Below are 21,123 nucleotides of genomic sequence, written 5' to 3'. Positions count from 1 at the left end.
GGTGGTCAGCACGGCCCGCGAGTTCGACGTGGTGGTCATCGGCGGGGGGCCCGGAGGGTACGCGGCCGGCCTGTACGGCGCCGCCGCCGGGCTGTCGGTGGCCGTGGTCGAGAAGGACAAGGTGGGGGGGACCTGTCTGCACCGGGGGTGCATCCCGGCCAAGGAGTTCCTGGAGACGGCCACCGTGTTCCGGACCGTGGCGGGAGCCAAGGAGTTCGGCATCCAGGCCAGCCAGCCGAGCGTCGACTTCGGTACCAGCCAGGCCCGCAAGCAGAAGGTCGTCGACCAGCTGTGGAAGGGTCTCGCCGGTCTCATGAAGCACCGCAAGATCACGACCGTCATCGGCACCGGATCCTTGGCCGCCGACCACCTGGTGCGCGTCGACGACGGGTCCGAGCTGGTCGGCCGGCACGTCGTGTTGGCCGCGGGGTCGGTACCGAGGACCATCCCCGGCTTCGAGATCGACGGGCAGCTGGTGATGAGCTCCGACGAGGTCCTCGAGCTGGAGCGCCTGCCCGCGTCCGCCGTGGTCATCGGGGGCGGAGCCATCGGCTGCGAGTTCGCCTCGATGATGGCCGACCTCGGGACGCAGGTGACGGTGCTGGAGGTCCTGCCGTCGCTCATTCCCGGGTGCGACGCCGAGGTCTCCGGCGCCGTGGCCCGGTCGTTCAAGAAGCGCGGCATCGTGGTGCACACGGGCGTCGAGGTCCACGGCCATCAGCCCAACGGGAACGGGACGACCGTGTCCTTCGGCGATGGCGGGCAGGTGAGCGTGGACGCGGTGGTCGTGTCGGTCGGGCGCCGGCCCGACAGCCACGGTCTGGCGGACGCCGGCGCCGGCGTCGAGCTGGACGAGCGCGGTTTCGTGCGGGTCGACGACCACATGCGCACGACCGCCGACGGCGTCTACGCGGTAGGAGACGTGGTTCCGACGGCGCAGCTTGCCCACGTCGGGTTCGCCGAGGCCATCGTTGCCATCAAGGACATGCTCGGCGAGCCGGTAGTGCCGGTTGACTACACGACCGTCCCCTGGTGCATCTACACACACCCGGAAGTGGCCTTCGCCGGCCTCTCCGAGGCCGCGGCCCGGGAGGCGGGCTACGACGTGGTCGTGAAGAAGGACCCGTACGGGGGAAACAGCCGGGCCAAGATCGTCGGCGAGACGGAGGGGTTGGTGAAGGTCATCGCCGAGCGGGGTCCCGACGGTGGTGCCGGACGGCTCCTGGGGGTCCACATGGTCGGGCCCTGGGTCACCGAGCAGCTCGGTCAGGGCTATCTGGCCGTGAACTGGGAGGCGACGGCCGAAGAGGCGGCGCAGTTCATCCAGCCGCACCCGACGCTGTCCGAGGCGTTCGGCGAGACGGTGCTGGCCATGACGGGGAGAGGACTGCACGTTGGCTGACGTCACCATGCCCCAGCTCGGCGAGACCGTGACCGAGGGGACCATCACCAGATGGCTCAAGCAGGTTGGTGAGCCGATCGGCCAGGACGAGGTGCTCTTCGAGGTCTCGACGGACAAGGTCGACTCGGAGGTGCCTTCGCCGTCGGCGGGCTACCTGTCCGAGATCCTGGTCCCCGAGGGCGACACCGTGGACGTGGGGGCGCGGTTGGCGGTGATCAGCCCCGAGCCCCCCTCGGGGGCGAGTGGCGGCGACGGCGCCGGCGCTGCCGTGGCGCCCGAGCGGACCGAGGCGCCAGAGACCCCGCCCGCACCGCCTGAGCCGGCGCCCGCTCCACCGGAGCCCGCAACCGCGCAGGCGCCCGCGGCGCCCGCGCCACCGGCGCCCGAGCCCGCACCCGCGCAGGCGCCGCGGCCCTCGGCGACGGACGCCCCCACCGACGGCCAAGGCGGCGGGGGACAGGTGCTGTCCCCGGTGGTCCGACGTCTCCTCGCCGAACACGACCTCGATCCATCCGAGATCCGGGGAACCGGGGCCGGCGACCGGATCACCCGGGCCGACGTGCTGGCGGTGATAGACGCCCGCAGCGGAGGTGGTGAGGCACCCGCTCGACCGGTACCGGCTCGACCGGCACCGAGCCGCACTGCCCCGGCCCCGCCGGCCGCGCCACCTCCGCTCCCGAGTAGGCCGCAGGTGGTCGCGACTCCCACCGGCGAGCGCGACGAGGTGATCCCCTTCTCCAACATCCGCCGGCGAACGGCCGAGCACATGGTCCGGTCGAAGGCCACCTCGGCCCACACGCTCGTAGCTGTCGAGGCGGACTTCGAGGCGGTCGACCGGGTGCGGGGGGCCGAGCGCGAGCGGTTCAGGGCCGAGGAGGGCATCTCGCTCACGTACCTGCCGTTCGTCGCCCGGGCAACGATCGAGGCGCTTCGGGCCTTCCCCCACCTCAACGCGTCGGTGGGTGACGACGCCCTGATCGTCCACCACGACCTGCACCTGGGGATCGCTGTCGATCTCGACGCCGAGGGCCTGATCGTGCCGGTCATCCACTACGCCGACGGCAAACGGCTCCCCGTCCTGGGGAGAGAGGCGGCGGACCTCGCCAGCCGGGCACGCGAGCGCAGGCTCGGCGCTGACGACATCGCGGGCGGCACCTTCACGATCACGAACCCGGGTCCGTTCGGGACGCTGATCACGGTGCCGATCATCAACCAGCCTCAGGTCGGCATACTTTCCACCGACGGCGTCAAGCGGCGTCCGGTCGTGGTGACCCTCCCCGACGGCAGCGAGGGCATCGCCATCCACTCGGTGGGTGTGCTGGCCCTGTCGTTCGACCATCGGGCGGTCGACGGCGCCTACGCGTCGCGGTTCCTGGCCAAGCTCCGGGAGGTCATCGAGACCCGGGACTGGATCCAGGAGCTCTAGGCGCGGGAGTTGGGATCGACGGTGTTGCGAGCACGCTGGCTGGGACGGGTCCGCTATCGCGATGCCCACGCGCTCCAGCGGGCGCTGTTCGCACGGGGCGCCGACGACTACCTGCTCCTCCTCGAGCATCCTCACGTGTACACGCTCGGCGTCAGGGCCGAGCCCGAGCACGTGCTCGTGCCTCCAGAGTCGGTGGGGGCCGAGCTGGTGCGGGCAGACCGGGGAGGCGACGTCACCTACCACGGGCCCGGACAGCTGGTCGGCTACCCGATCGTCAGCGTGCCGACCGTTCCTGGAGCGACCCGGTCCTACGTCAGGTCCGTGGAGCAGCTGGTCATCGACGCGCTCGCCGATCTTGGCCTGCCCGGTACCGGGCGCCTCGGCGGGTACCCGGGCGTCTGGGTCGACCCCGACGGGGCCGAGCCCCGCAAGATCGCGGCGATCGGCGTCCGCATCAGCAGGGGACGCTCGATGCACGGCTTTGCCCTCAACGTCGACCCTGACCTCGCCATGTTCGACCACATCGTTCCCTGTGGCATCCCCGACAAGGCCGTGACGTCACTGGCGGCGGAGGACGTGCCCGTCCCCATGTCGACGGTGGTCGACGCGGTGATGGCGCGGGCCTCGAGTCTCTGGGGCCAGGCGGAGCGGCAGGACGTGGCCTGGCGAGTGGCGCCGTCGGACCTGTCCGCCTTCACCCGGGCCGGGCCCAGCCGGCTCGAGGGACGTCTCGCCGAGGCCGGGGTCGACCCGTCTCGAGGAGTGGCGCTGGCCGAGCCCAAGCCGCGCTGGCTCAGGGCCAAGGCGGTCATGGGGCCCGAGTACCGGGACCTCAAGCGGACGATGCGCAGCCTCGACCTGGTGACGGTGTGCGAGGAGGCGGGGTGCCCCAACATCTTCGAATGCTGGGCCGAGGGCACGGCCACGTTCATGATCAACGGGGAGCGGTGCACCCGGGCCTGCGGCTTCTGCCTCGTCGATACCCGCCACCCAGAGCCGATCGATCCGGAGGAGCCGCAGCGGGTCTCCGAGGCCACGGCCCGCCTCGGCCTGGCCCACGCCGTCGTCACGGCCGTCGCGCGGGATGACCTGCCCGATGGCGGGGCGGCCGCGTTCGCCGCCACCATCGCTGCCATCCGTGACCGTTCCCCGGGCACGGCGGTCGAGGTCCTCATCCCCGACTGCAAGGGCGACGAGGCCGCCCTGAGCACGATCTTCGAGGCCCGCCCCGAGGTGTTGAACCACAACCTGGAGACCGTCGCCCGCCTCCAACGGGCGGTACGGCCATCGGCGTCCTACGCCCGCAGTCTGTCGGTGCTGGGTCGGGCCAAGGAAGCCGGGCTACTCACCAAGTCCGGTCTGATCCTCGGGATGGGTGAGACCGAGAGCGAGGTCGTCGGAGCCCTGGCCGACATGCGGGCGGTCGGGGTCGACATCGTCACCCTCGGCCAATACCTGCGGCCGACAGCCGATCACCTGCCGGTGGCGCGCTGGTGGCGGCCCGAGGAGTTCGAGGAGCTGCGGAGGGTAGGGATGGCGCTCGGGCTGACGCACGTCGAGGCGTCACCGTTGACCCGGTCGAGCTACCACGCTCGGGGCGCGGCGGCGGCCGCCACCGCACACTCGGCGACGGGCTGACCCAGGTGGACCTCGGCCTCGAGGGGCGCGTCGCGCTGGTGGCCGCGTCGTCCCGCGGGCTCGGCTTCGCCTCGGCCGCGGCCTTGGTCGAGGAGGGCGCCAGCGTTCTGATCTCCGGCCGCGGCAAAGACTCTGTCGCCGCCGCGCAGAAGACGCTCCGGTCGCGCGCTGTGCGCGGAGCCGAGGTCGCCGGCGTGGTGGCGGACGTGACCGAGCCGGCTTCACCGGCTCGGCTCGTCGAGGAGACGGTCCAGCGCTTCGGCGGCCTCGACATCCTGGTTGCCAACGCCGGAGGACCGCCGCTCGGCCGCGCCCTCGAGGTCGACGACGCCGCGCTCGAGGCTGCCATCGGGGCCAACCTGCTCACCTCGGTGCGGCTGGCCCGCGCCGCCGCGTCGCCCCTCCGGGCGGGGGAATGGGGCCGGATCTGCTTCATCACCTCCTACTCCGTCAAGCAGCCGGTCCCCACCCTGGCGCTCTCCAACACCGCCAGGGTCGGACTGTGGGCCTGGGCCAAGACGGCTGCTGCCGACCTCGCCGACCAGGGCGTCACCTTGAACCTCATCTGTCCCGGACCGCACGCCACCGAGCGCATGGCCGAGCTCGGGGCCGGTGGCGGCGTCCGCATGGGCGATCCCGCCGACTTCGGCAAGGTCGTCGCCTTCTTGTGCTCCGAGCCGGCCGGGTTCGTGAACGGCGCCGCCGTCGTCGTCGACGGAGGTTCGACGCTGGCGTTGTAGCCCTCCGAGGGTCAGGCCACGAAGTACTTGGCGCGAGGGTGGTGACAGACGATGCCCGAGGTGGTCTGCTCCGGGTGTAGCTGGAACCCCTCGCTCAGCTCGACCCCGATCCGCTCGACCGCCAGCAGCTCGGCGACCTTGGCGTTGTCCTCCAAATTGGGGCAGGCGGGATAGCCCCACGAGTAGCGCCCGCCGCGGTACTGCTGACGGAACAGCCCACCCAGGCTGGGACCGTCCTCATCGGCGAAGCCCCATTCTTCACGTATGCGGCGGTGCCAGAGCTCGGCGAGGGCCTCCGCCATCTCGACCCCTAGACCGTGCAGCAGCAGATAGGCCTGGTACTGGTCCTTCGCGAAGAGCTGGGCTGTCGCGTCGGAGACCGAGTGGCCCATGGTGACGACCTGGAAGGCGGCCCAGTCGGGTTCTCCGGACGCCTCGGACCGGAAGAAGTCGGCGATGCAGAGCCAGGGCGTCTTCTGCTGGCGGGGGAACGTGAAGCGGAGCCATTCGGCCTGACGGGCCTCGTCCTTCCAGATCACCAGGTCGTCGCCGTCGGCGTTGGCAGCGAAGTAGCCCCACGCCACCTGGGGAACCAGGACACCACTGGCCCGCGCCTCGGCCAGCTGGTCGCGCAGCACGGCGCGGACGCGGGTCTTGAACTCGGCGTCGGGCTCGCCTCGCTCGGGTCGGTACCCCCACTGGTTGCGGAACAGCGCCGTCTCGTTCAGATAGGCGGCGATCTCGTCGATGGCGACCCCCTTGGCCAGCTCCGATCCGACGAAGGGCGGGTCGAAGACCGGGTTGTCCGTCGCCACCTCGGGCGACCGGGCGGGGATCTCGTCGGGGCTGACCTCGGCCGGCCGCTGGCTCTTGCGCGGAGGCAGGTCCCGACCACCCGGCTCGCGGCCGAAGCTCGGGTCGTTCTCGCCGGTGCGCTGGAGCTCCCGCAGGCGGTCCATCGTGCGCAGGCCCTCGAAGGCGTCGCGGCCGTAGAAGAGGCGGCCCTCGTAGACCTCGCGCAGATCCCGTTCGACGTAGGTGCGGGTGAGGGCGGCCCCGCCGAGCAGCACGGGCAGGCGAGAGAGCCCTCGACCGTTCATCTCTTCGAGGTTCTCCCGCATGATCAGGGTCGACTTGACGAGTAGACCGCTCATGCCCAGCGCGTGGGCATCCACCTCCTCGGCCTTGGCCATCATCTCGCCGATCGACACCTTGATGCCGAGGTTGTGCACCTCGTAACCGTTGTTGGTGAGGATGATGTCGACCAGGTTCTTGCCGATGTCATGCACGTCGCCCTTGACCGTGGCCAGCACCACGCGACCCTTGCCTCCCTGGTCGTCGTGCTCCATGTGCGGCTCCAGGTGGGCCACCGCGGCCTTCATCGTCTCGGCCGACTGGAGGACGAACGGGAGCTGCATCTCGCCCGAGGCGAACAGGTCGCCGACCGTCTTCATCCCGGCCAGCAGGAGGTCGTTGACGATGCCGAGGGCCGACCAGCCGTCGCCGAGCGCCTGGTCCAGCTCGGGCTCGAGGCCGTTGCGATCACCGTCGACGATGCGCTGCTCGAGCCGGCGCTCGAGGCTCCAGTCGCTGCGGTCCTCGGCACTCGACGTGGCGCTCGACGACACGCCCTCGAAGAGCGACAGCAGCTCGCCAAGGGGGTCGTAGCCCTCGCTGCGGCGGTCGTAGACGAGATCGAGGCAGACCTGCCGCTGGCGGTCGTCGATCCGATTGAGGGGGAGGATGCGGCCGGCGTGCACGATGGCGGCGTCGAGGCCGGCGTCGACGCACTCGTGCAGGAACACCGAGTTGAGCACGTGGCGGGCGGCGGGAGTGAGGCCGAAGGACACGTTGGAGAGGCCGAGGATCGTGTACACGCCGGGTAGCTCGGCCTTGATGCGGCGGATCCCCTCGATGGTCTCGATACCGTCGCGCCTGCTCTCCTCCATGCCCGTCGACAACGGCAGGGCGAGGGGGTCGAACAGGAGATCGGACGGCTCGAGCCCGTAGCGGCCCACGGCGATGTCGTGGATGGCGCGGGCCGCCCGCAGCTTCCAGTCAGCGGTCCGCGCCTGGCCCTCGGTGTCGATGCAGGTGCACACGACAGCGGCCCCGTACTCCCGGGCCAGGGAGAGGAAGCGGTCGAGCCTCGTTCCGGGCGCGTCGCCGTCTTCCAGGTTCACCGAGTTGAGCACGGCTCTCCCGCCGATCCACGAGAGCCCCGTCTCCACCACCTCGGCCTCGGTCGAGTCGAGCACGATGGGCTGGCTGGCCTGGGTGGCCAGGCGGCTCGCCACCTGCTCCATGTCGGCCCGGCCGTCGGCGCCGGTGTAGTCGACGCACACGTCGATGAGGTGGGCGCCCTCCTTGACCTGGTCGCGGGCCATGGCCGTGGTGGTGTCCCAGTCCTCGGCCAGCATCGCCTCGCGGAAGCGCTTCGAGCCGTTGGCGTTCGTGCGCTCGCCCACCACCAGGAACGACGTCTCCTGCGCGAAGGGGACGTTCGTGTACAGCGAGGCGGCGCCGGGCTCGGGTTCGGGGGAGCGGTGCGCCGGCGTCAGCCCGCCACAGCTGTCCACCACCTGGCGAAGGTGCTCGGGAGTCGTGCCGCAGCACCCTCCGACGACCGACACGCCCAGATCAGTGATGAACCGCCGATGGAACTCGACCAGCTGCTCGGGCGTCAGGTCGTAGTGCATGCGGCCCTCGACGACCGACGGCAGACCGGCATTGGGCTGGCACGAGATGGGCATCCGGGCGTGGTGGGAGAGGTGGCGCAGGTGCTCGCCCATCTCGGCCGGCCCGGTGGCGCAGTTGAGGCCGATGAGGTCGGGCCGCATGGCGTCCAGCGCGCACAGCGCAGCCCCGATCTCCGTGCCCGGGAGCATCCTCCCGGTGAGCTCCATGGTGACCTGGACCTGGATGGGAACCTGCCGTCCGACGGCCGCCATGGCCCGACGGCAGGCGATGATGGCCGCCTTGGCCTGGAGCAGGTCGAACACGGTCTCGATGACGAAAAGGTCCACGCCGCCCTCGAGGAGCGCCCGGGCCTGCACCTCGTAGGCATCCCGTAGCTCGGCCAGCCGGATCTGGCCCAGCGAGGGGAACCTGGTACCGGGGCCGATGCTCCCGGCGACCCAGCGGGGTCGGTCGGGCCTGGCGTAGCCGTCTGCGACCTCCCGGGCCAGGCGGGCGGCGGCCAGGTTGAGCTCGTGGGCCCGGTCGGCGATGCCGTACTCGGTGAGGACGGTGGGGAAGGCGCCGAAGGTGTCCGTCTCGACCACGTCCACGCCGACCTCGAGGAACGACCGGTGCACGCCGGCCACCAGGTCGGGCCTGGTGCTGACCAGCACCTCGTTGCAGCCCTCGAGCTGGGCGCCGCCGAAGTCGTCCGGGCCGAGCCCGGCCAGCTGCAGACTGGTGCCCATGGCGCCGTCGAACACGACGACGCGCTCGGCCACGGCCTCGAGATAGCTGGTCATTGCCGGTTCAGGTTACCGGGGGTCGTGCCCGACCCTCGCCGCCGCCCGGCGCGCCGCCCGCCCACCGGTAGATTGAGTCTGCCGTGAAGATCTACACCAGGCGTGGCGACGACGGCACCACGGGCCTCCTGTACGGCGGTCGGGTGCGCAAGGACTCCGCCACCATCGACCTCAACGGGGCGGTTGACGAGGCCCAGGCTGCCCTGGGTGTCGCCCGGGCCGAGGCGGAGCGGGGCTCGGAGCTCGACGAGCTGCTGATCGGCCTGGAGCGGGATCTGTGGGTCCTCATGGCCGAGGTGGCGACGGCGCCCGACAACCTGCACAAGCTGACGCCGGGCGTGAGCCTGGTCACCCCCGACATGGTGACCGCCCTGGAAGCCCGGATCGACGCCCTCGACGACAGCTTCGAGATGCCGACCGAGTTCGTGGTGCCGGGACAGACCCGCGTGGCCGCCCTCCTGGACACCGCCCGCACGGTCGTGCGGCGAGCCGAGCGGCTGTCCCTGTCCTTCGTCGAGGGGTCGCAGGTCGGCCCGTACCTCAACCGCCTGTCCGACCTGTGCTGGACGATGGCCCGGTGGCAGGAGGACGAGCATCTGCCCAGTCGCTCGGGGGGCAAGAGACGCCAGCCACGCAAGGAGTCCTGATGACGATCGCCTTCTCCACCGCCAGCGAGGTTCCGGACAACCTGGATGCCGTCGCCGTCCCTGTGTTCGCGGGCCTCGACCCGATCCCCGGAGCTCCGGTCGAGATCGACCGCCGGTACTGCGAGCAGCGGGGCTTCGACGCCAAAGCGGGTGAGGCCCTGCCGATGCAGGGCGATGATGGCGTCACCGTCGTGGCGGTCGGTCTGGGCGCGCCCGGTGAGGTGGGGCGGGAGAGCTTTCGGAAGGCAGGCGCTGCGTTCGCCCGGACCTCCTGGCAAGCGGCGACGGCGGCCTTCAGCCTCCCGGGGTCACGACCAGCGGGCCTCGACGCCGCCGAGGCCGCCGAAGCGGTAGCCGAGGGGATGTCTCTGGCCGCTTACCAGTTCACGACCTACAAGGCTCAGGCGAAGCCGAGTCGGCTCGAGCGTGTGTCGGTTGTCGGGGACGACGTCACCAAGCTTGGAGCTGGCGTGGCGCGGGGCGCCCGAATCGCCGAAGCGGTCTCCATGGCCCGTGATCTGGTCAACGAGCCCGCCGGGGCGATGACGCCGAGGCGCCTCGCCGAGGTGGCCCGGGAGCTGGCCGACCGGCACGGCATGTCGGTGACCGTCCTCGACGAGGTGGCGATCGCCAGCGAGGGCCTGGGCGGGCTGGCCGGCGTGGCGCAGGGCTCGGACGAGCCGCCTCGCCTGATCGAGCTCGTCTATGAGCCCTCGAACCCCGCGTCTGGCGCCGGTGACGGGGACATACCGACCGTCGCTCTCGTGGGCAAGGGCATCACGTTCGACTCCGGAGGGCTGTCGATCAAGACCGCCGACGGGATGATGACGATGAAGACGGACATGAGCGGGGCCGCCGCCGTGCTCGCCACCATGTCGGCCCTCGCCGACCTCGATGTCGGGGTCAAGGTGATCGCCATCATGCCGACCACCGAGAACATGCCCGGTGGCCGAGCCGTCAAGCCAGGGGATGTGCTGAAGATCCGGAACGGCAAGACGATCGAGGTGCTCAACACCGACGCCGAGGGGCGACTGGTCCTGGCCGACGGGCTCTCGCTGGCGGCCGAGGCCGCTCCTGACGCCATCGTCGACATCGCGACCCTCACCGGCGCCTGCGTCGTTGCCCTCGGCCGCCAGATCGCCGGCGTCATGGGCAACAGCGAGGAGCTCGTGAGCCAGGTACGAACGGCGTCCGAACGGGCCGGCGAGCTCGTCTGGCACCTTCCGCTACCCGAGGAGTATCGCAAGGGCATCGAGTCAGAGGTGGCGGACATGAAGAACATCTCTTCACCCGCCGGCGCCGGCGGGGCCCTCACGGCTGGCCTCATCCTGGGCGAGTTCGTCGACGGGGTCCCCTGGGCGCACCTGGATATCGCCGGACCGGCGCGCTCGGACTCCGACGAGGGCTACACGCGCAAGGGAGCCACCGGCTTCGGCGTGCGCACCCTCATCGAGTTGGTGTCGCTGTTCGAGGCGCCGCGTCGGGAGCCGTCGGCGCCGCGTTGACGGCCGGCCGGCGTGCCCACGCCCAGGCGGTCGACTCCGTCGCCAGCGCGGGCGAGAACCGCCACCGCCGCAGCTGGCGCTCGACGGCCTCGTGGTCCTCGCCCAGCTGGCACAGGCTGAGCGCCAGCTGGCGCGAACGATGACGCTGCTTCTCCTCCGCAGCGGGGCCCAGTTGTGCCTCCTGCCACCGCCGGTGACTGTGCTGCAGTGTCTCCGGCAGGTGGAGGACCTGCCTGCGGTTGAGCGGCGGGATGCGGCGCCGAACGGCCAGACTGTCGTAGCTCTCCGGCCTGGCCAGCTCGAAGGCCACGCACCGACCGAGGGCCCGGACGAAGGGGGAATGGCGACCGCCCTTGGCGCCCAGACCGAGGCTGCGGGCCGTCTCGGGCAAGTCGAGGGAGAAGCCGTCGGGCTCGGCCTCGAGGCGGTAGGCCAGACGGCGCAGCAGCCAGGTCGTCGAGGGGCCGAGGACCGCGAGCCAGTAGGTCTCCACATAGGGCGAGCGGGGGTCGTGGCCGAGGGCATCGATGACCACGTCGGGCCAAGGGACGACGATGAGCGTCGCCCCCATACCTGTCGGGAGAGCTTGGTGATCTTTCATGCACTTTCATTATCTCCCGGTGCCGGGCGCTGTCAAGCCGCCGCTGCGCCGTGACTGCTCTCAGACTCGTTCGCGCTCGGTCGGCCTCGCTTGCGATGGCACCTGTGACACGGCGTCGCGACGGCGACGGGGCGAGAGGACGCTCGTCGCGAACTCGCCCGTGTTCTGTATGAACAGCGCAGCATTGCCCCAGACGAAGGGCAGCCAGATGGGGATACCGAGGAAATCGTTCGTCGAATACCTCCACGCTCCAGCGTGAATCCCCAGGATCTCGGCTGTCGGGCCAAAGACGAATCCCACCGCGTAGACGACCAGGCTCGGGCGGGTCGGACGAAGGAAGAAGATGCCGATCCCCACGGCAAAAACGAGCACTATGAGGGCGACAGGGTGTCGCCACAAGGCAGCGGTCACCAGCAAGGTCGAGAAGGCGAGGATGGCGCTGATCAGGGCGCGGGCGGAGTCTGCCATATGGCAACTCTAGGGCCGGGCGGCCCACGCTGACAGGAACGCCAACGCGGTGGCCGCGGCGTTGTCAGCAGCCAGCTGCCTGTAGACGAAGAACTGGACAGGGAAGCCGGGCAGCATGAGGGGGTCGCCTTTTCCGTCCGACGCGGCCCGAAAGCCGATGGAGGGCACTCGGTAGGTGGCGGCGACCTGGAAGACGGCTGCCGTCTCCATGTCCTGCTCGACGTAGCTTCCGGGTGGCGGGGTCGACGCCGCCTGGTAGCCCAGGACGAAGCTCGGGTCGACGAATGGTGCGGCGCCCGACACGAACCGCCCCGTCTGGGAGACGGCGTCGGTGTTCGGCTCCCGGCACGGGGTGCAGCCGAAGACGTCACTTCCCGCAGGGGTGCACGGTAGGGCGCGCATGCCGAATGGGTCCGTGCTCAGTCCGTTCCCGCCTACTTCGACCTGGGGTGTGTGCGTCACCCGCACCGGTGTGACGAGGTTCGGGGTCGCCAGACAGGCGCAGGCGGGATCCCCGGTCGGGGTCGACTGCTCGAGCTTGACGGCGTCGCGGCGGATCATGTCGCCGACCGTCGCCAGCATCGCCGGGTCGGCGCCGGCCCACGTCCTCCCGTCTTGGGTCCAGCGACTGGGCACGATCACGTCACCGATGTAGTCGCCACCCGAGGTGCCGGAGAAGACGACACCGGAGATCGCCGGCCGAGCCCCGCAGCGGAAATGCTCGAAGGCGGCCTCTGCCGACCGCCTGGCGTTGACGAGCCCGATCCCGGTGAGCGACATGATCACGTCGTTCCCCCGCAGGGATCCCTCGTAGAAGCTGCGGCCGTTCAGTACCACCGTGCGCCTGGGGTCGATTGACGCCGCCGCCAGCAGCGGGTCGAGCTCGAGCGGCATGGCCGACAGGACCAGCAGGCGCGGTGCGCACGCGACGGCGTTCGTCGTGCCGGCGCCCGTGGTGCCGGCGGAAGCCGTGCTGGCGCCCGCCGTGGCGACGACCGTGGCCAGAGCCAGTGTCGCGGCGGCACAGATCCCGCGCCGCCAACCAGGTTTGACGTGCGACATGTGGACTCTCCCCAGCAGAGACCCCAGTTTGTCACGCGGCCGTCATGGCCGCCCGGGCGCAACCTCAGGCGCGGTCGTCGACCACGTCCAGGTCGTAGAAGGTCGGCGGCCCGTCAGCGAACTTCATCATCTCCTGCGAGAAGCGCTGGGTCTCGGGCAGGTCCGAGTTCTGCATGGCCGACTCGTAGGAGTCGAAGAAGACCACGTTGAAGTAGCGGTTGGCGTCCTTGCGGTCCCGGCAGATCATGCGCCTGCCCGCTGACCGCTTCCCTTCGGTCGCCTTCTCCCACTGCTCCCCGACCCCCAGCACGCCGTCGATGTTGCCGCTCCGAAATTCGATGATCTGGACAAAGGCCATTTGCACCGCCCCCTTTTCTCCGATGCTCTCACGTTCCGGCGTCGGGGACGAGGGGTGACGGCGGTGAGGCCGTCAGCTCATCAGCGGCGACGCTTGCGACGGGTGTTGACCCCCGCCTCGATCTCGGCCACCAGCTCCCCCGTCAGGGAGGTGAGGGCCGATCCGGGGCGGCGGCCGTAGGTGGCGGCGATTGCCTCTCGCTGGGGGAGGGCGGTCTTGGCCAACCAGACCCGGGCCTCCTCGAGGCTGGCCGTGGCCTCGTCCAGGGACCGGGTGCCGGCCCGGACCCGGTTCAGCACCACCATCGCCGGGACGCGGGCTTCACGGGCCAGGTCCAGGGTCCCGTCCAGCCGGTCGAGGTCGGACCAGCTGGTCTGGGAGGGCACGACAACGATGTCGGCCAGGTCCACGGCGGCGCTGACGATGGGCAGCTGGCCGGGCGGTGTGTCCACCACCACCACGGGGTAGCCGCCGCCGATCCCACTCAGGCGACGTCGGAGATCCCGGGTGGGTAGCGCCACCGTGACCGCCCGGAGCCCGGAGCCCTCCTCGGACGCCGTGTCCGACCAGCGCATGGCCGAGGCCTGCGGATCGGCGTCGACGAGCAGCGAGGAGCCATGCTCCACGGCAGCCGCCTCGGCCAGGCCGACGGCAACGGTCGTCTTCCCAACTCCGCCCTTGAGGGCCGCAACGACGATCAGCACGGGCTGAGCCTACGCGCCCCGGGCCCGACTCCACCACGACCGCCGGCTCAGTCCGCCCAGCGCACGGCCACCAGGTGCCGCGGCCGGGAGAGACCCTTGAGGGTCCGCAGGCCCCGGTCCTCCAGCTCGAATCGGCCGTCGAGCTGGTCGGCGACGGCCTCGGTGATGAGCACCTCGGCCGGCTGGGCCTCCGTCGTGACCCGGGCGGCCATGTTGATGACCGTCCCCAGCAGGTCCCCCGTCTCCTCCACCGCCTCGCCGGCGTGCAGACCGATGCGCACGCCAGGGGCGAAACCGGTGTCCTCACGCTGGTCCCGCAGGCGCCGCTGGACCTCGATCCCGCAGCGCACGGCGTCGCAGGACGACCCGAACCGAGCCAGGAAGCCGTCGCCCTGGGCGCTTACCTCGGCGCCGCCATTGGTCGCATAGCAGCTGCGCAGCAGGGTCCGACAGCGCGAGCGGATCCGGCTCCATTCCTCGTCGCCGACCACCTCCGTCAAGCGAGTGGAGTCGACGACGTCGATGAACATGGCGACCACCTGGCGGCGCGTCGGCTTGGGCGAGGGCCCGTTGGTGCGCGGCGGCCCGACGGTTGTGGGCGGCGGCCCGACGGTCGCGGGCGGTAATGACCACACACGGTGCTCTGGTCTTGGACGTCCACGGCGCTCCTGCGCCGAGCGCACACAGACGGCATGGAGGCCCAACGCAATGCCCCAGCCGGCGGCGGGAAAGAAGGGCCAGAAGAAACCGTGTCCCGTCAGGGCCCACGTCCCGACCAGGAGGCCGTTCGTCAGCCAGTAGGCGGCGGCATGGAGTCGGAACCCGACGTTCTGGCGTACACCGGCGGGCTGGGGTTCACTGCTGGCCGCCGGCTCGAGGTCCCAGACCAGCCCGGCCAGCTCGCCGATCGTGCGGGCCCGGACGGCAGTGTCGAGACGCTGCTCCAGCTCCTCCAGTCCCAGCTGGCCGGCGGCGGCGCGCAAGCGCTCGATCGCCCGCTCGCGGTCCCCAGCGGACGCCAGGCTCCCCAGGGCCTCGGTTGCCACGCCCGCCAGTATCGTCCATTTTGTGCCGGTTCAGCCACCTGGCGCCGGCCGGTGGGCGACGCGGTGCGCTACCCCGTGGTGGCCCCGAAGAAGGCGCGGATGAGGGGCTCGTAGTGCTCCAACGGCTCGCTCTTGTAGTCGCTGTCGAAGGCCACCTGGTCGTAGTTGGCGCAGAACTCAGCCGTGTAGTCGAAGAACGGCGACTCCCGGTAGGCGTCCCGGGCATTCTGGTCCAGCCCGATGTGCTGCCAGAAGTAGTAGCCCTGGAAGATCCCGTGGTGGGCGACCATCCAGTGGTTTGCCTTGGACACGAAGGGCTCCAGGATGCCGGCGGCGATGGTGGGATGGTTGAAGGGGGCCAGGGTGTCGCCGATGTCGTGGACCAGCGCGCACACGAGGTACTCGTCGTCACGGCCGTCTCGCTCGGCTCTGGTCGCTGTCTGCAGCGAGTGCTCGAGCCGATCCACGGGGAACCCGCCGTAGTCGTTGCGGAGGTAGCCCAGCTGCTCGAGGACACGATCGGCGACCATGCTCTGGGTCACCTGGAGCTGGGGCATGATCGCCGTCCAGTCCTCCTTGGTGGACTGGTCGAAGCTCTTGAACGAGGCTCGTACGCCCGTGGTCGCCATCGGTCCTCAGTCCTCCCACGCCTGGTTGGTGCTGCTCACGACCTTACCCGCCGGGTGAGGGCGACGAGCCAGGCCTGGGCGCCCTCGGGGTCGATGGTGATGTCGATCCTCGTCGGCTCGATGCCGTCAACGGTCCATCCAGCGGCGAAGCTGGACCTGATCTCGTCCTCGGTCACCCGTCGGGGGCCCCACTCACCCGGCTGCCGATCGCTGAAGCACAGCATGAAGTAGCAGCCACCCGCGGGAATCGCGGCGCGAAGGCTGTCGATGAACCGGGAACGGTCATCGTCGTCGAAGATGTGGAACAGCCCGCAGTCGAGCACGGTGTCGAACTGCTCGCCCACGGCGCCCAGCTCCAGGGCATCGCCCACGAGAAAGCGGGCAGTCAGCTGCCGGTCGCGGGCCTTGCCCTCGGCGAGGGCGATGGCGCTCGGGGCGGCGTCGATGCCGGTGGCTGGCAGCCCCAGACCCGCAGCCATCAGCGCGTGCTCGCCCGTGCCGCAGCCGACATCGAGCAGCCGCCCTTTGAGCTCGCCGGCCTCCGCCAACTGGAGGAAGGCGGGCTGAGGCCGACCGATGTCCCACGGCGGGGTGCCGGCGTACATGGCGTCGAAGTCCTCGGCTCGCGGTGGATGTGGGGTCTCCTGGGAGTGGTCGTTGCTCTCTGTCACGGTCCCCCGTTCGACGAGCCGGTAGCAGTAACAAGTCTGGATACCAGTCTTGCGCCCCTGGTATAGCTTCGGGTGGCGCAGGCTGACCACGGATCGGGGGCGGCTGCGGACATGAGCGACGTCCAGACGGTGAGCCGGATCAGCCTGCGGGTGAACGGCCAGAGCCGGGAGCTGTCGATCGACAACCGGACGACGCTGCTCGACGTCCTGCGGGAGCACCTCGATCTCGTCGGATCGAAGAAGGGCTGCGATCACGGACAATGCGGGGCCTGCACCGTGCTCGTCGATGGTCGAAGGGCCAACAGCTGCCTGCTCTTCGCCGTGGCGATGGAGGGGGCCGACATCACCACCATCGAGGGGCTCGGCGCTGATGTCGGGATGCACCCGGTGCAGTCGTCCTTCGTCGACCGCGACGCCCTCCAGTGTGGGTACTGCACGCCTGGCCAGATCTGCTCGGCGGTGGGCATGCTGGCCGAGGTCGGAGCGGGCTGGCCGAGCGCCGCTACCGAGGACCTAGGCAGCCAGAGCATCACGGTCGATGCCAACGAGGTACGGGAGCGCATGAGCGGCAACTTCTGCCGCTGCGGTGCCTACGCCAACATCGTTCCTGCGATCCTCGACAACGCCCGATGAGACGGTTTGCCTACGAGCGGGCCGCCGACACGGCGGGAGCCATCGCGACGGTCAGTGGCTCCTCGCCGGCCGCGTTCCTCGCTGGCGGCACCAACCTCGTCGACCTGATGAAGCTCGGCGTCGAGGCGCCCGAGCTCCTGGTCGACATCACCCGCCTGCCGCTCGACCGCATCGAGACGACTGATGGAGGCGTCCGAATCGGCGCCGGCGTCCGCAACAGTGACCTCGTCGCCGACCTCGTGATCCGACGCCAGCTGCCGGTGCTCGCCAGGGCCGTGCTGGCGGGTGCTTCGGGCCAGCTGCGCAATGTGGCCACCGTGGGCGGCAATCTCCTCCAGCGCACCCGCTGTCTGTACTTCCAGGACGTCAGCAAGCCGTGCAACAAGCGAATGCCGGGGTCGGGGTGTCCAGCGATGGAGGGCGATCACCGCAATCTCGCCATCCTGGGTGGGTCTCCATCGTGCATCGCCACCCACGCCTCCGACATGGCGGTCGCCCTGGTCGCCCTCGACGCCATCGTCCATCTCGAGGACAGCGGAGGACCCCGCGCCGTACCGATCGGCGAGTTGTACCGGCTGCCCGGTGACGAGCCCCATCGGGACACGACGCTGCCTCGGGGCTCGCTGATCACCGCGGTCGAGATTCCGCCCCTCGGCTTCAGCAGGCGGTCGACCTACCGCAAGGTCCGGGACCGGGCGTCGTATGCCTTCGCGGTCGCCTCGGTGGCCGCCGCCCTCGACGTGCATGAGGGCGTGGTGCGTGACGTGCGCATGGCCCTCGGCGCCGTCGCTCCGGTGCCGTGGCGCGCCCACCGGGCAGAAGACGCCCTCCGGGGCCAGCCGGCGACCGAAGCGAGCTTCCGGCGCGCAGCCGAGGCGGAGCTGGCCGACGCCCGACCACGCCGGGACAACGGGTTCAAAGTCCCGCTGATGAGCAACGTGATCACGCGCTCGCTCTCCGACCTCGCGGGGCTCGGCCCGTGACTGTCCTCACCGAGCCGATCAGGCGATCGACCGGTGTGGCCCGCAGCCGGGTGGAAGCACCGGACAAGGTGACCGGCAGAGCCCGCTACGCGTTCGAACATCCCCTCGACGACATCGCCTACGCCTGGCCGGTCGCCTCGACGATCGCCAAGGGGGAGATTCGCTCCATCGCGGCGGACACCGCGCTCGGCCTTCCCGGCGTGCTGGCGGTCATCACACCGGACAACGCGCCACGCCTGGCGTCGACCGATGACGCCGAGCTGGCGCTGTTCCAGTCGAGCTCGGTTGCCTACCGCGGTCAGCTCGTGGCTGCCGTCGTGGCGACGAGCCTCGAGGTCGCACGCCACGCCGCCGAGCGCATGACGATCGACTACGCGGCCGCGAGCCATGACGTCACCCTGACCCCGGATCACCCCGGCCTGTACGCGCCGGACTACGTCAACCCGCGGTTCGAGACCGACACGGTGGTCGGTGATCTCGACGTCGGGCTCTCGAGCGCGGCGGTGCGAGTCGACCAGACCTACCGAACGCCGGCTGAGCACAACAACCCGATGGAGCCCCACGCGACGATCGCGGCCTGGGACGGTGACCAGCTGACGCTGATCGACTCCAGCCAGGGACCGCCCCGCGTCAAGCCGACCATCGCCCGCTTGTTCAACCTCGATCCCGTGCAGGTCCGCGTCGTCTCGGAGCATGTCGGCGGGGGCTTCGGATCGAAGGGCTTCGCCCGCCCCAACGTCGTCCTGGCGGCCATGGCAGCGAGAGTCGTGCACCGCCCGGTCAAGTGCGCCCTTACCCGCCAGCAGATGTTCTCTGTCGTCGGCCACCGCTGCCCCTCGATCCAGCGCGTGCAGCTGGGCGCCGACAAGGACGGCCACCTGGTCGCCATCGGCCATGACGTCGTCGAGCAGAGCTCGACGATCAAGGAGTTCGCCGAGCAGACCGCAGTCGCCACCCGTCACATGTACGCCGCACCACATCGGCGCACGACGCACCGGCTGGCGCGGCTCGATGTCCCGACGCCGTCGTGGATGCGGGCGCCGGGGGAGTGCCCGGGCATGTTCGCGCTCGAGTCGGCCATGGACGAGCTCGCCCAGGCCTGCGACCTCGATCCGGTCGAGCTGCGCATTCGAAACGAACCCATCGCCGATCCGGAGACCGGCCAGCCCTTCTCGAGCCGCAACCTGGTGGCGTGCCTGCGCGAGGGGGCAGCCCGGTTCGGCTGGGAGCGCCGGGATCCGACGCCGGGCGTGCGGCGCGACGGCGTCTGGCTGGTCGGAACGGGCGTGGCGTCGTCCACCTACCCAGCGCGAGCCCTACCGTCGACGGCCCGCGTCACCGTCGACGACTCGGGCCGTTTCGAGGTGTCGATCGCGGCCGTCGACATCGGCACCGGGGCGCGGACCGCGTTGCTGCTCATCGCAGCCGAGTCGCTTGGGGTCCCAACCGACGCTGTCGAGATGCGTATCGGCGACAGTTCGCTGCCGGATGCCATGATCGCCGGCGGCTCGATGGGCACCACGTCATGGACGTGGGCCGTCGTCAACGCCTGTCGTGCCCTCCGGGAGCGCATCGAGCATGACCACGGCGGCACGGTGCCGGTGGGCGGGCTGTCGGCGGAGGCGAGCACCGAGGCGGACATCGCCGCTCTCCCGAGCTCGGCCCGCTTTGCGTTCGGGGCGCAGTTCGCTGAGGTGCGGGTGGACACTGATACGGGTGAGGTGCGCGTTCCTCGCCTGCTCGGCGTGTTCGCCGCCGGACGCATCGTCAATGCCACGACCGCACGTTCGCAGCTCATCGGTGGCATGACGATGGGGCTCTCCATGGCCCTGCACGAGGAAAGCGTCCTCGACCCCGAGTTCGGCGATTTCCCGAACCACGACCTGGCCAGCTACCACGTGGCGGCTTGCGCCGACGTGATGGACATCGAGGCGAGCTGGGTCGACGAGGAGGAGCCCGAGCTGGGCCCCATCGGGGTGAAGGGAATTGGCGAGATCGGCATCGTGGGCACAGCAGCCGCCATCGCCAACGCCGCTCACCACGCCACCGGGATCCGGGTGCGCGACCTGCCCCTCCGGCTGGACAGGATGCTGCGCTGAGCGACAGGGGTGAGCAAACTTTTTCCGAGCGGGCGCGCGCGGTGATCGCCGGCCTGGAACCAGGCGAGGTCGTGACCTACGGGGAGGTTGCGGCCGAGGTCGGTGCTCCCGGTTCGGCACGTGCGGTCGGGAGACTGCTCGGCACCGACGGGGCTGGTGATCTGCCGTGGTGGCGGGTGGTCACCTCGACTGGACGCCTCGTGCCGGGTCACGAGGGGCGCCACGCCCGCCTGTTGCGCGCTGAGGGCGTGCGCGTCACGCGTGGTCGGGTCGACCTTCGCCGGCGGTAACGCGTACGGCCGAGGCTCAGGACTGTCCTTCGAACAGGAATGCCAGGAGCTCGGACGACGCTGGCCGACTCTCGTTGCCTGATACACCCTTTCCGTACAATCGGTGCTCATGGATGTTGGAGCGCTGGAGGGCTGCTCGACGGCGGAGCGGGCCGACGCCATCGATCAGCTGCACGGCCTCATGAGCGCCACCCACGCCCAGCTGCTGGCGCTGGTGGCCGACTACGACCGCCGTGAGGACTGGCGCGAGGACGGCGCCACCTCCATGGCTGACTGGCTGGTGGCCCGCCTGGGCCTGTCCCACCGCCAGGCTCGGGAGTGGGTGCGGGTGGCCCGGTCCTTGGAGGAGCTGCCCACCCTGGCCACGGCCTTCGGGGAGGGGCGGCTGTGCTTCGACCAGCTGGCCCCGGCCACCAAGCTGGCCGGCCCCGAGACCGAGGCGGCGGTGGCCGAGCGGGCGAGGGGATGCTCGGCGGCCCAGCTGGAGGCGGCCGCCCGGCGAGCGAGGCCGGTGGGCACCGAGGAGACCAACGAGGCCCACCGCCGCCGGGCCCTGCGGTTGTGGTGGGACGAAGAGGGCGGTGTCCTTCGCATCTCCGGCCGCCTGGCCGACGCCGAGGGGGCGGTGGTGGCCACCGCCATCGGCAGCCTGGCCACCGCCGCCGGGCCCGACCCGGTGACCAGGCTCTACGAGCCCTACGAGTCCCGCTGCGCCGACGCCCTGGTCGAGCTGGCCTCC

At 70.6% G+C, this 21,123-nt stretch carries 20 protein-coding genes; 11 read left to right on the top strand and 9 right to left on the bottom strand.

Annotated elements, in window-relative coordinates; genetic code table 11:
• The first annotated feature begins 1 nt into the window (after position 1).
• Genes lpdA through VGF64_09395 form a run of 4 tightly spaced genes read left to right on the top strand, consistent with a single transcriptional unit; the run spans position 2 to position 5,206 of the window.
• The gene (gene lpdA, locus VGF64_09410; protein ID HEY1634962.1) at positions 2-1,402 is read left to right on the top strand and encodes a dihydrolipoyl dehydrogenase; all 1,401 of its coding nucleotides are present in this window, start codon (positions 2-4) and stop codon (positions 1,400-1,402) included.
• Complete coding sequence (locus VGF64_09405; protein HEY1634961.1) at positions 1,395-2,828, top strand: dihydrolipoamide acetyltransferase family protein; 1,434 nt, start codon at positions 1,395-1,397, stop codon at positions 2,826-2,828. Before lpdA ends, VGF64_09405 begins: the two co-directional genes overlap by 8 nt.
• A 21-nt stretch (positions 2,829-2,849) precedes the next feature.
• Positions 2,850-4,466 (top strand): lipoyl synthase, encoded by a 1,617-nt coding sequence (lipA, locus tag VGF64_09400; GenBank protein ID HEY1634960.1) that lies wholly within the window; start codon positions 2,850-2,852, stop codon positions 4,464-4,466.
• Positions 4,467-4,471: 5 nt separating this feature from the next.
• The gene (locus tag VGF64_09395; GenBank protein ID HEY1634959.1) at positions 4,472-5,206 is read left to right on the top strand and encodes an SDR family oxidoreductase; all 735 of its coding nucleotides are present in this window, start codon (positions 4,472-4,474) and stop codon (positions 5,204-5,206) included.
• Between the two features lie 11 nt (positions 5,207-5,217).
• Here the strand turns inward: VGF64_09395 and metH are convergent, their stop codons facing one another.
• Entirely contained in the window at positions 5,218-8,688 is a 3,471-nt protein-coding gene (metH, locus tag VGF64_09390; GenBank protein HEY1634958.1) for a methionine synthase, read from the bottom strand.
• Between the two features lie 83 nt (positions 8,689-8,771).
• On the opposite strand from metH, the gene VGF64_09385 reads away from it, so the two are divergent.
• Both VGF64_09385 and VGF64_09380 read left to right on the top strand, forming a co-directional pair.
• Positions 8,772-9,335: a cob(I)yrinic acid a,c-diamide adenosyltransferase gene (locus tag VGF64_09385; GenBank protein ID HEY1634957.1), complete on the top strand. Its 564-nt coding sequence runs from the start codon at positions 8,772-8,774 to the stop codon at positions 9,333-9,335.
• Positions 9,335-10,840: a leucyl aminopeptidase gene (locus tag VGF64_09380; protein ID HEY1634956.1), complete on the top strand. Its 1,506-nt coding sequence runs from the start codon at positions 9,335-9,337 to the stop codon at positions 10,838-10,840. Before VGF64_09385 ends, VGF64_09380 begins: the two co-directional genes overlap by 1 nt.
• Here VGF64_09380 and VGF64_09375 read toward each other — a convergent pair.
• The 8 genes from VGF64_09375 to VGF64_09340 form a co-directional block, all read right to left on the bottom strand.
• Positions 10,782-11,441, bottom strand: a complete 660-nt coding sequence (locus tag VGF64_09375) for a hypothetical protein (GenBank protein ID HEY1634955.1) — start codon at positions 11,439-11,441, stop codon at positions 10,782-10,784. The genes VGF64_09380 and VGF64_09375 overlap by 59 nt on opposite strands.
• Before the next feature lie 60 nt (positions 11,442-11,501).
• Complete coding sequence (locus tag VGF64_09370) at positions 11,502-11,909, bottom strand: hypothetical protein (GenBank protein ID HEY1634954.1); 408 nt, start codon at positions 11,907-11,909, stop codon at positions 11,502-11,504.
• Positions 11,910-11,918: 9 nt separating this feature from the next.
• Entirely contained in the window at positions 11,919-12,971 is a 1,053-nt protein-coding gene (locus tag VGF64_09365) for a hypothetical protein (protein ID HEY1634953.1), read from the bottom strand.
• A 64-nt stretch (positions 12,972-13,035) separates the two neighbouring features.
• On the bottom strand, positions 13,036-13,329 hold the full coding sequence (locus VGF64_09360; protein ID HEY1634952.1) for a hypothetical protein: 294 nt from the start codon (positions 13,327-13,329) through the stop codon (positions 13,036-13,038).
• An 80-nt stretch (positions 13,330-13,409) separates the two neighbouring features.
• Positions 13,410-14,033 (bottom strand): ParA family protein, encoded by a 624-nt coding sequence (locus tag VGF64_09355; GenBank protein ID HEY1634951.1) that lies wholly within the window; start codon positions 14,031-14,033, stop codon positions 13,410-13,412.
• A gap of 47 nt (positions 14,034-14,080) precedes the next feature.
• Positions 14,081-15,079 carry an adenylate/guanylate cyclase domain-containing protein gene (locus VGF64_09350; protein ID HEY1634950.1) on the bottom strand — a complete coding sequence of 333 codons (999 nt, stop codon included), beginning with the start codon at positions 15,077-15,079 and terminating at the stop codon, positions 14,081-14,083.
• 68 nt (positions 15,080-15,147) lie between these two features.
• A complete protein-coding gene (locus VGF64_09345) occupies positions 15,148-15,708 on the bottom strand; it encodes an HD domain-containing protein (protein ID HEY1634949.1) in 561 nt (186 codons plus the stop codon).
• Between the two features lie 35 nt (positions 15,709-15,743).
• Positions 15,744-16,379: a class I SAM-dependent methyltransferase gene (locus VGF64_09340; GenBank protein ID HEY1634948.1), complete on the bottom strand. Its 636-nt coding sequence runs from the start codon at positions 16,377-16,379 to the stop codon at positions 15,744-15,746.
• 111 nt (positions 16,380-16,490) lie between these two features.
• On the opposite strand from VGF64_09340, the gene VGF64_09335 reads away from it, so the two are divergent.
• The 5 genes from VGF64_09335 to VGF64_09315 form a co-directional block, all read left to right on the top strand.
• Positions 16,491-17,012, top strand: a complete 522-nt coding sequence (locus VGF64_09335; protein ID HEY1634947.1) for a 2Fe-2S iron-sulfur cluster-binding protein — start codon at positions 16,491-16,493, stop codon at positions 17,010-17,012.
• Complete coding sequence (locus tag VGF64_09330; GenBank protein ID HEY1634946.1) at positions 17,009-17,995, top strand: xanthine dehydrogenase family protein subunit M; 987 nt, start codon at positions 17,009-17,011, stop codon at positions 17,993-17,995. The genes VGF64_09335 and VGF64_09330 overlap by 4 nt, the downstream gene beginning before the upstream one ends.
• Positions 17,992-20,094, top strand: a complete 2,103-nt coding sequence (locus tag VGF64_09325; protein ID HEY1634945.1) for a xanthine dehydrogenase family protein molybdopterin-binding subunit — start codon at positions 17,992-17,994, stop codon at positions 20,092-20,094. The genes VGF64_09330 and VGF64_09325 overlap by 4 nt, the downstream gene beginning before the upstream one ends.
• Positions 20,091-20,384: an MGMT family protein gene (locus tag VGF64_09320; GenBank protein ID HEY1634944.1), complete on the top strand. Its 294-nt coding sequence runs from the start codon at positions 20,091-20,093 to the stop codon at positions 20,382-20,384. The genes VGF64_09325 and VGF64_09320 overlap by 4 nt, the downstream gene beginning before the upstream one ends.
• Before the next feature lie 109 nt (positions 20,385-20,493).
• The coding region (locus VGF64_09315) for a DUF222 domain-containing protein (GenBank protein HEY1634943.1) at positions 20,494-21,123 on the top strand (630 nt) is incomplete at its 3' end.

The sequence above is a fragment of the Acidimicrobiales bacterium genome, assembly GCA_036491125.1.
GTDB lineage: Bacteria > Actinomycetota > Acidimicrobiia > Acidimicrobiales > AC-9 > AC-9.
Note: the sequence above shows the minus strand (reverse complement) of the source record. Positions and strands in the feature narration are given on the sequence as shown.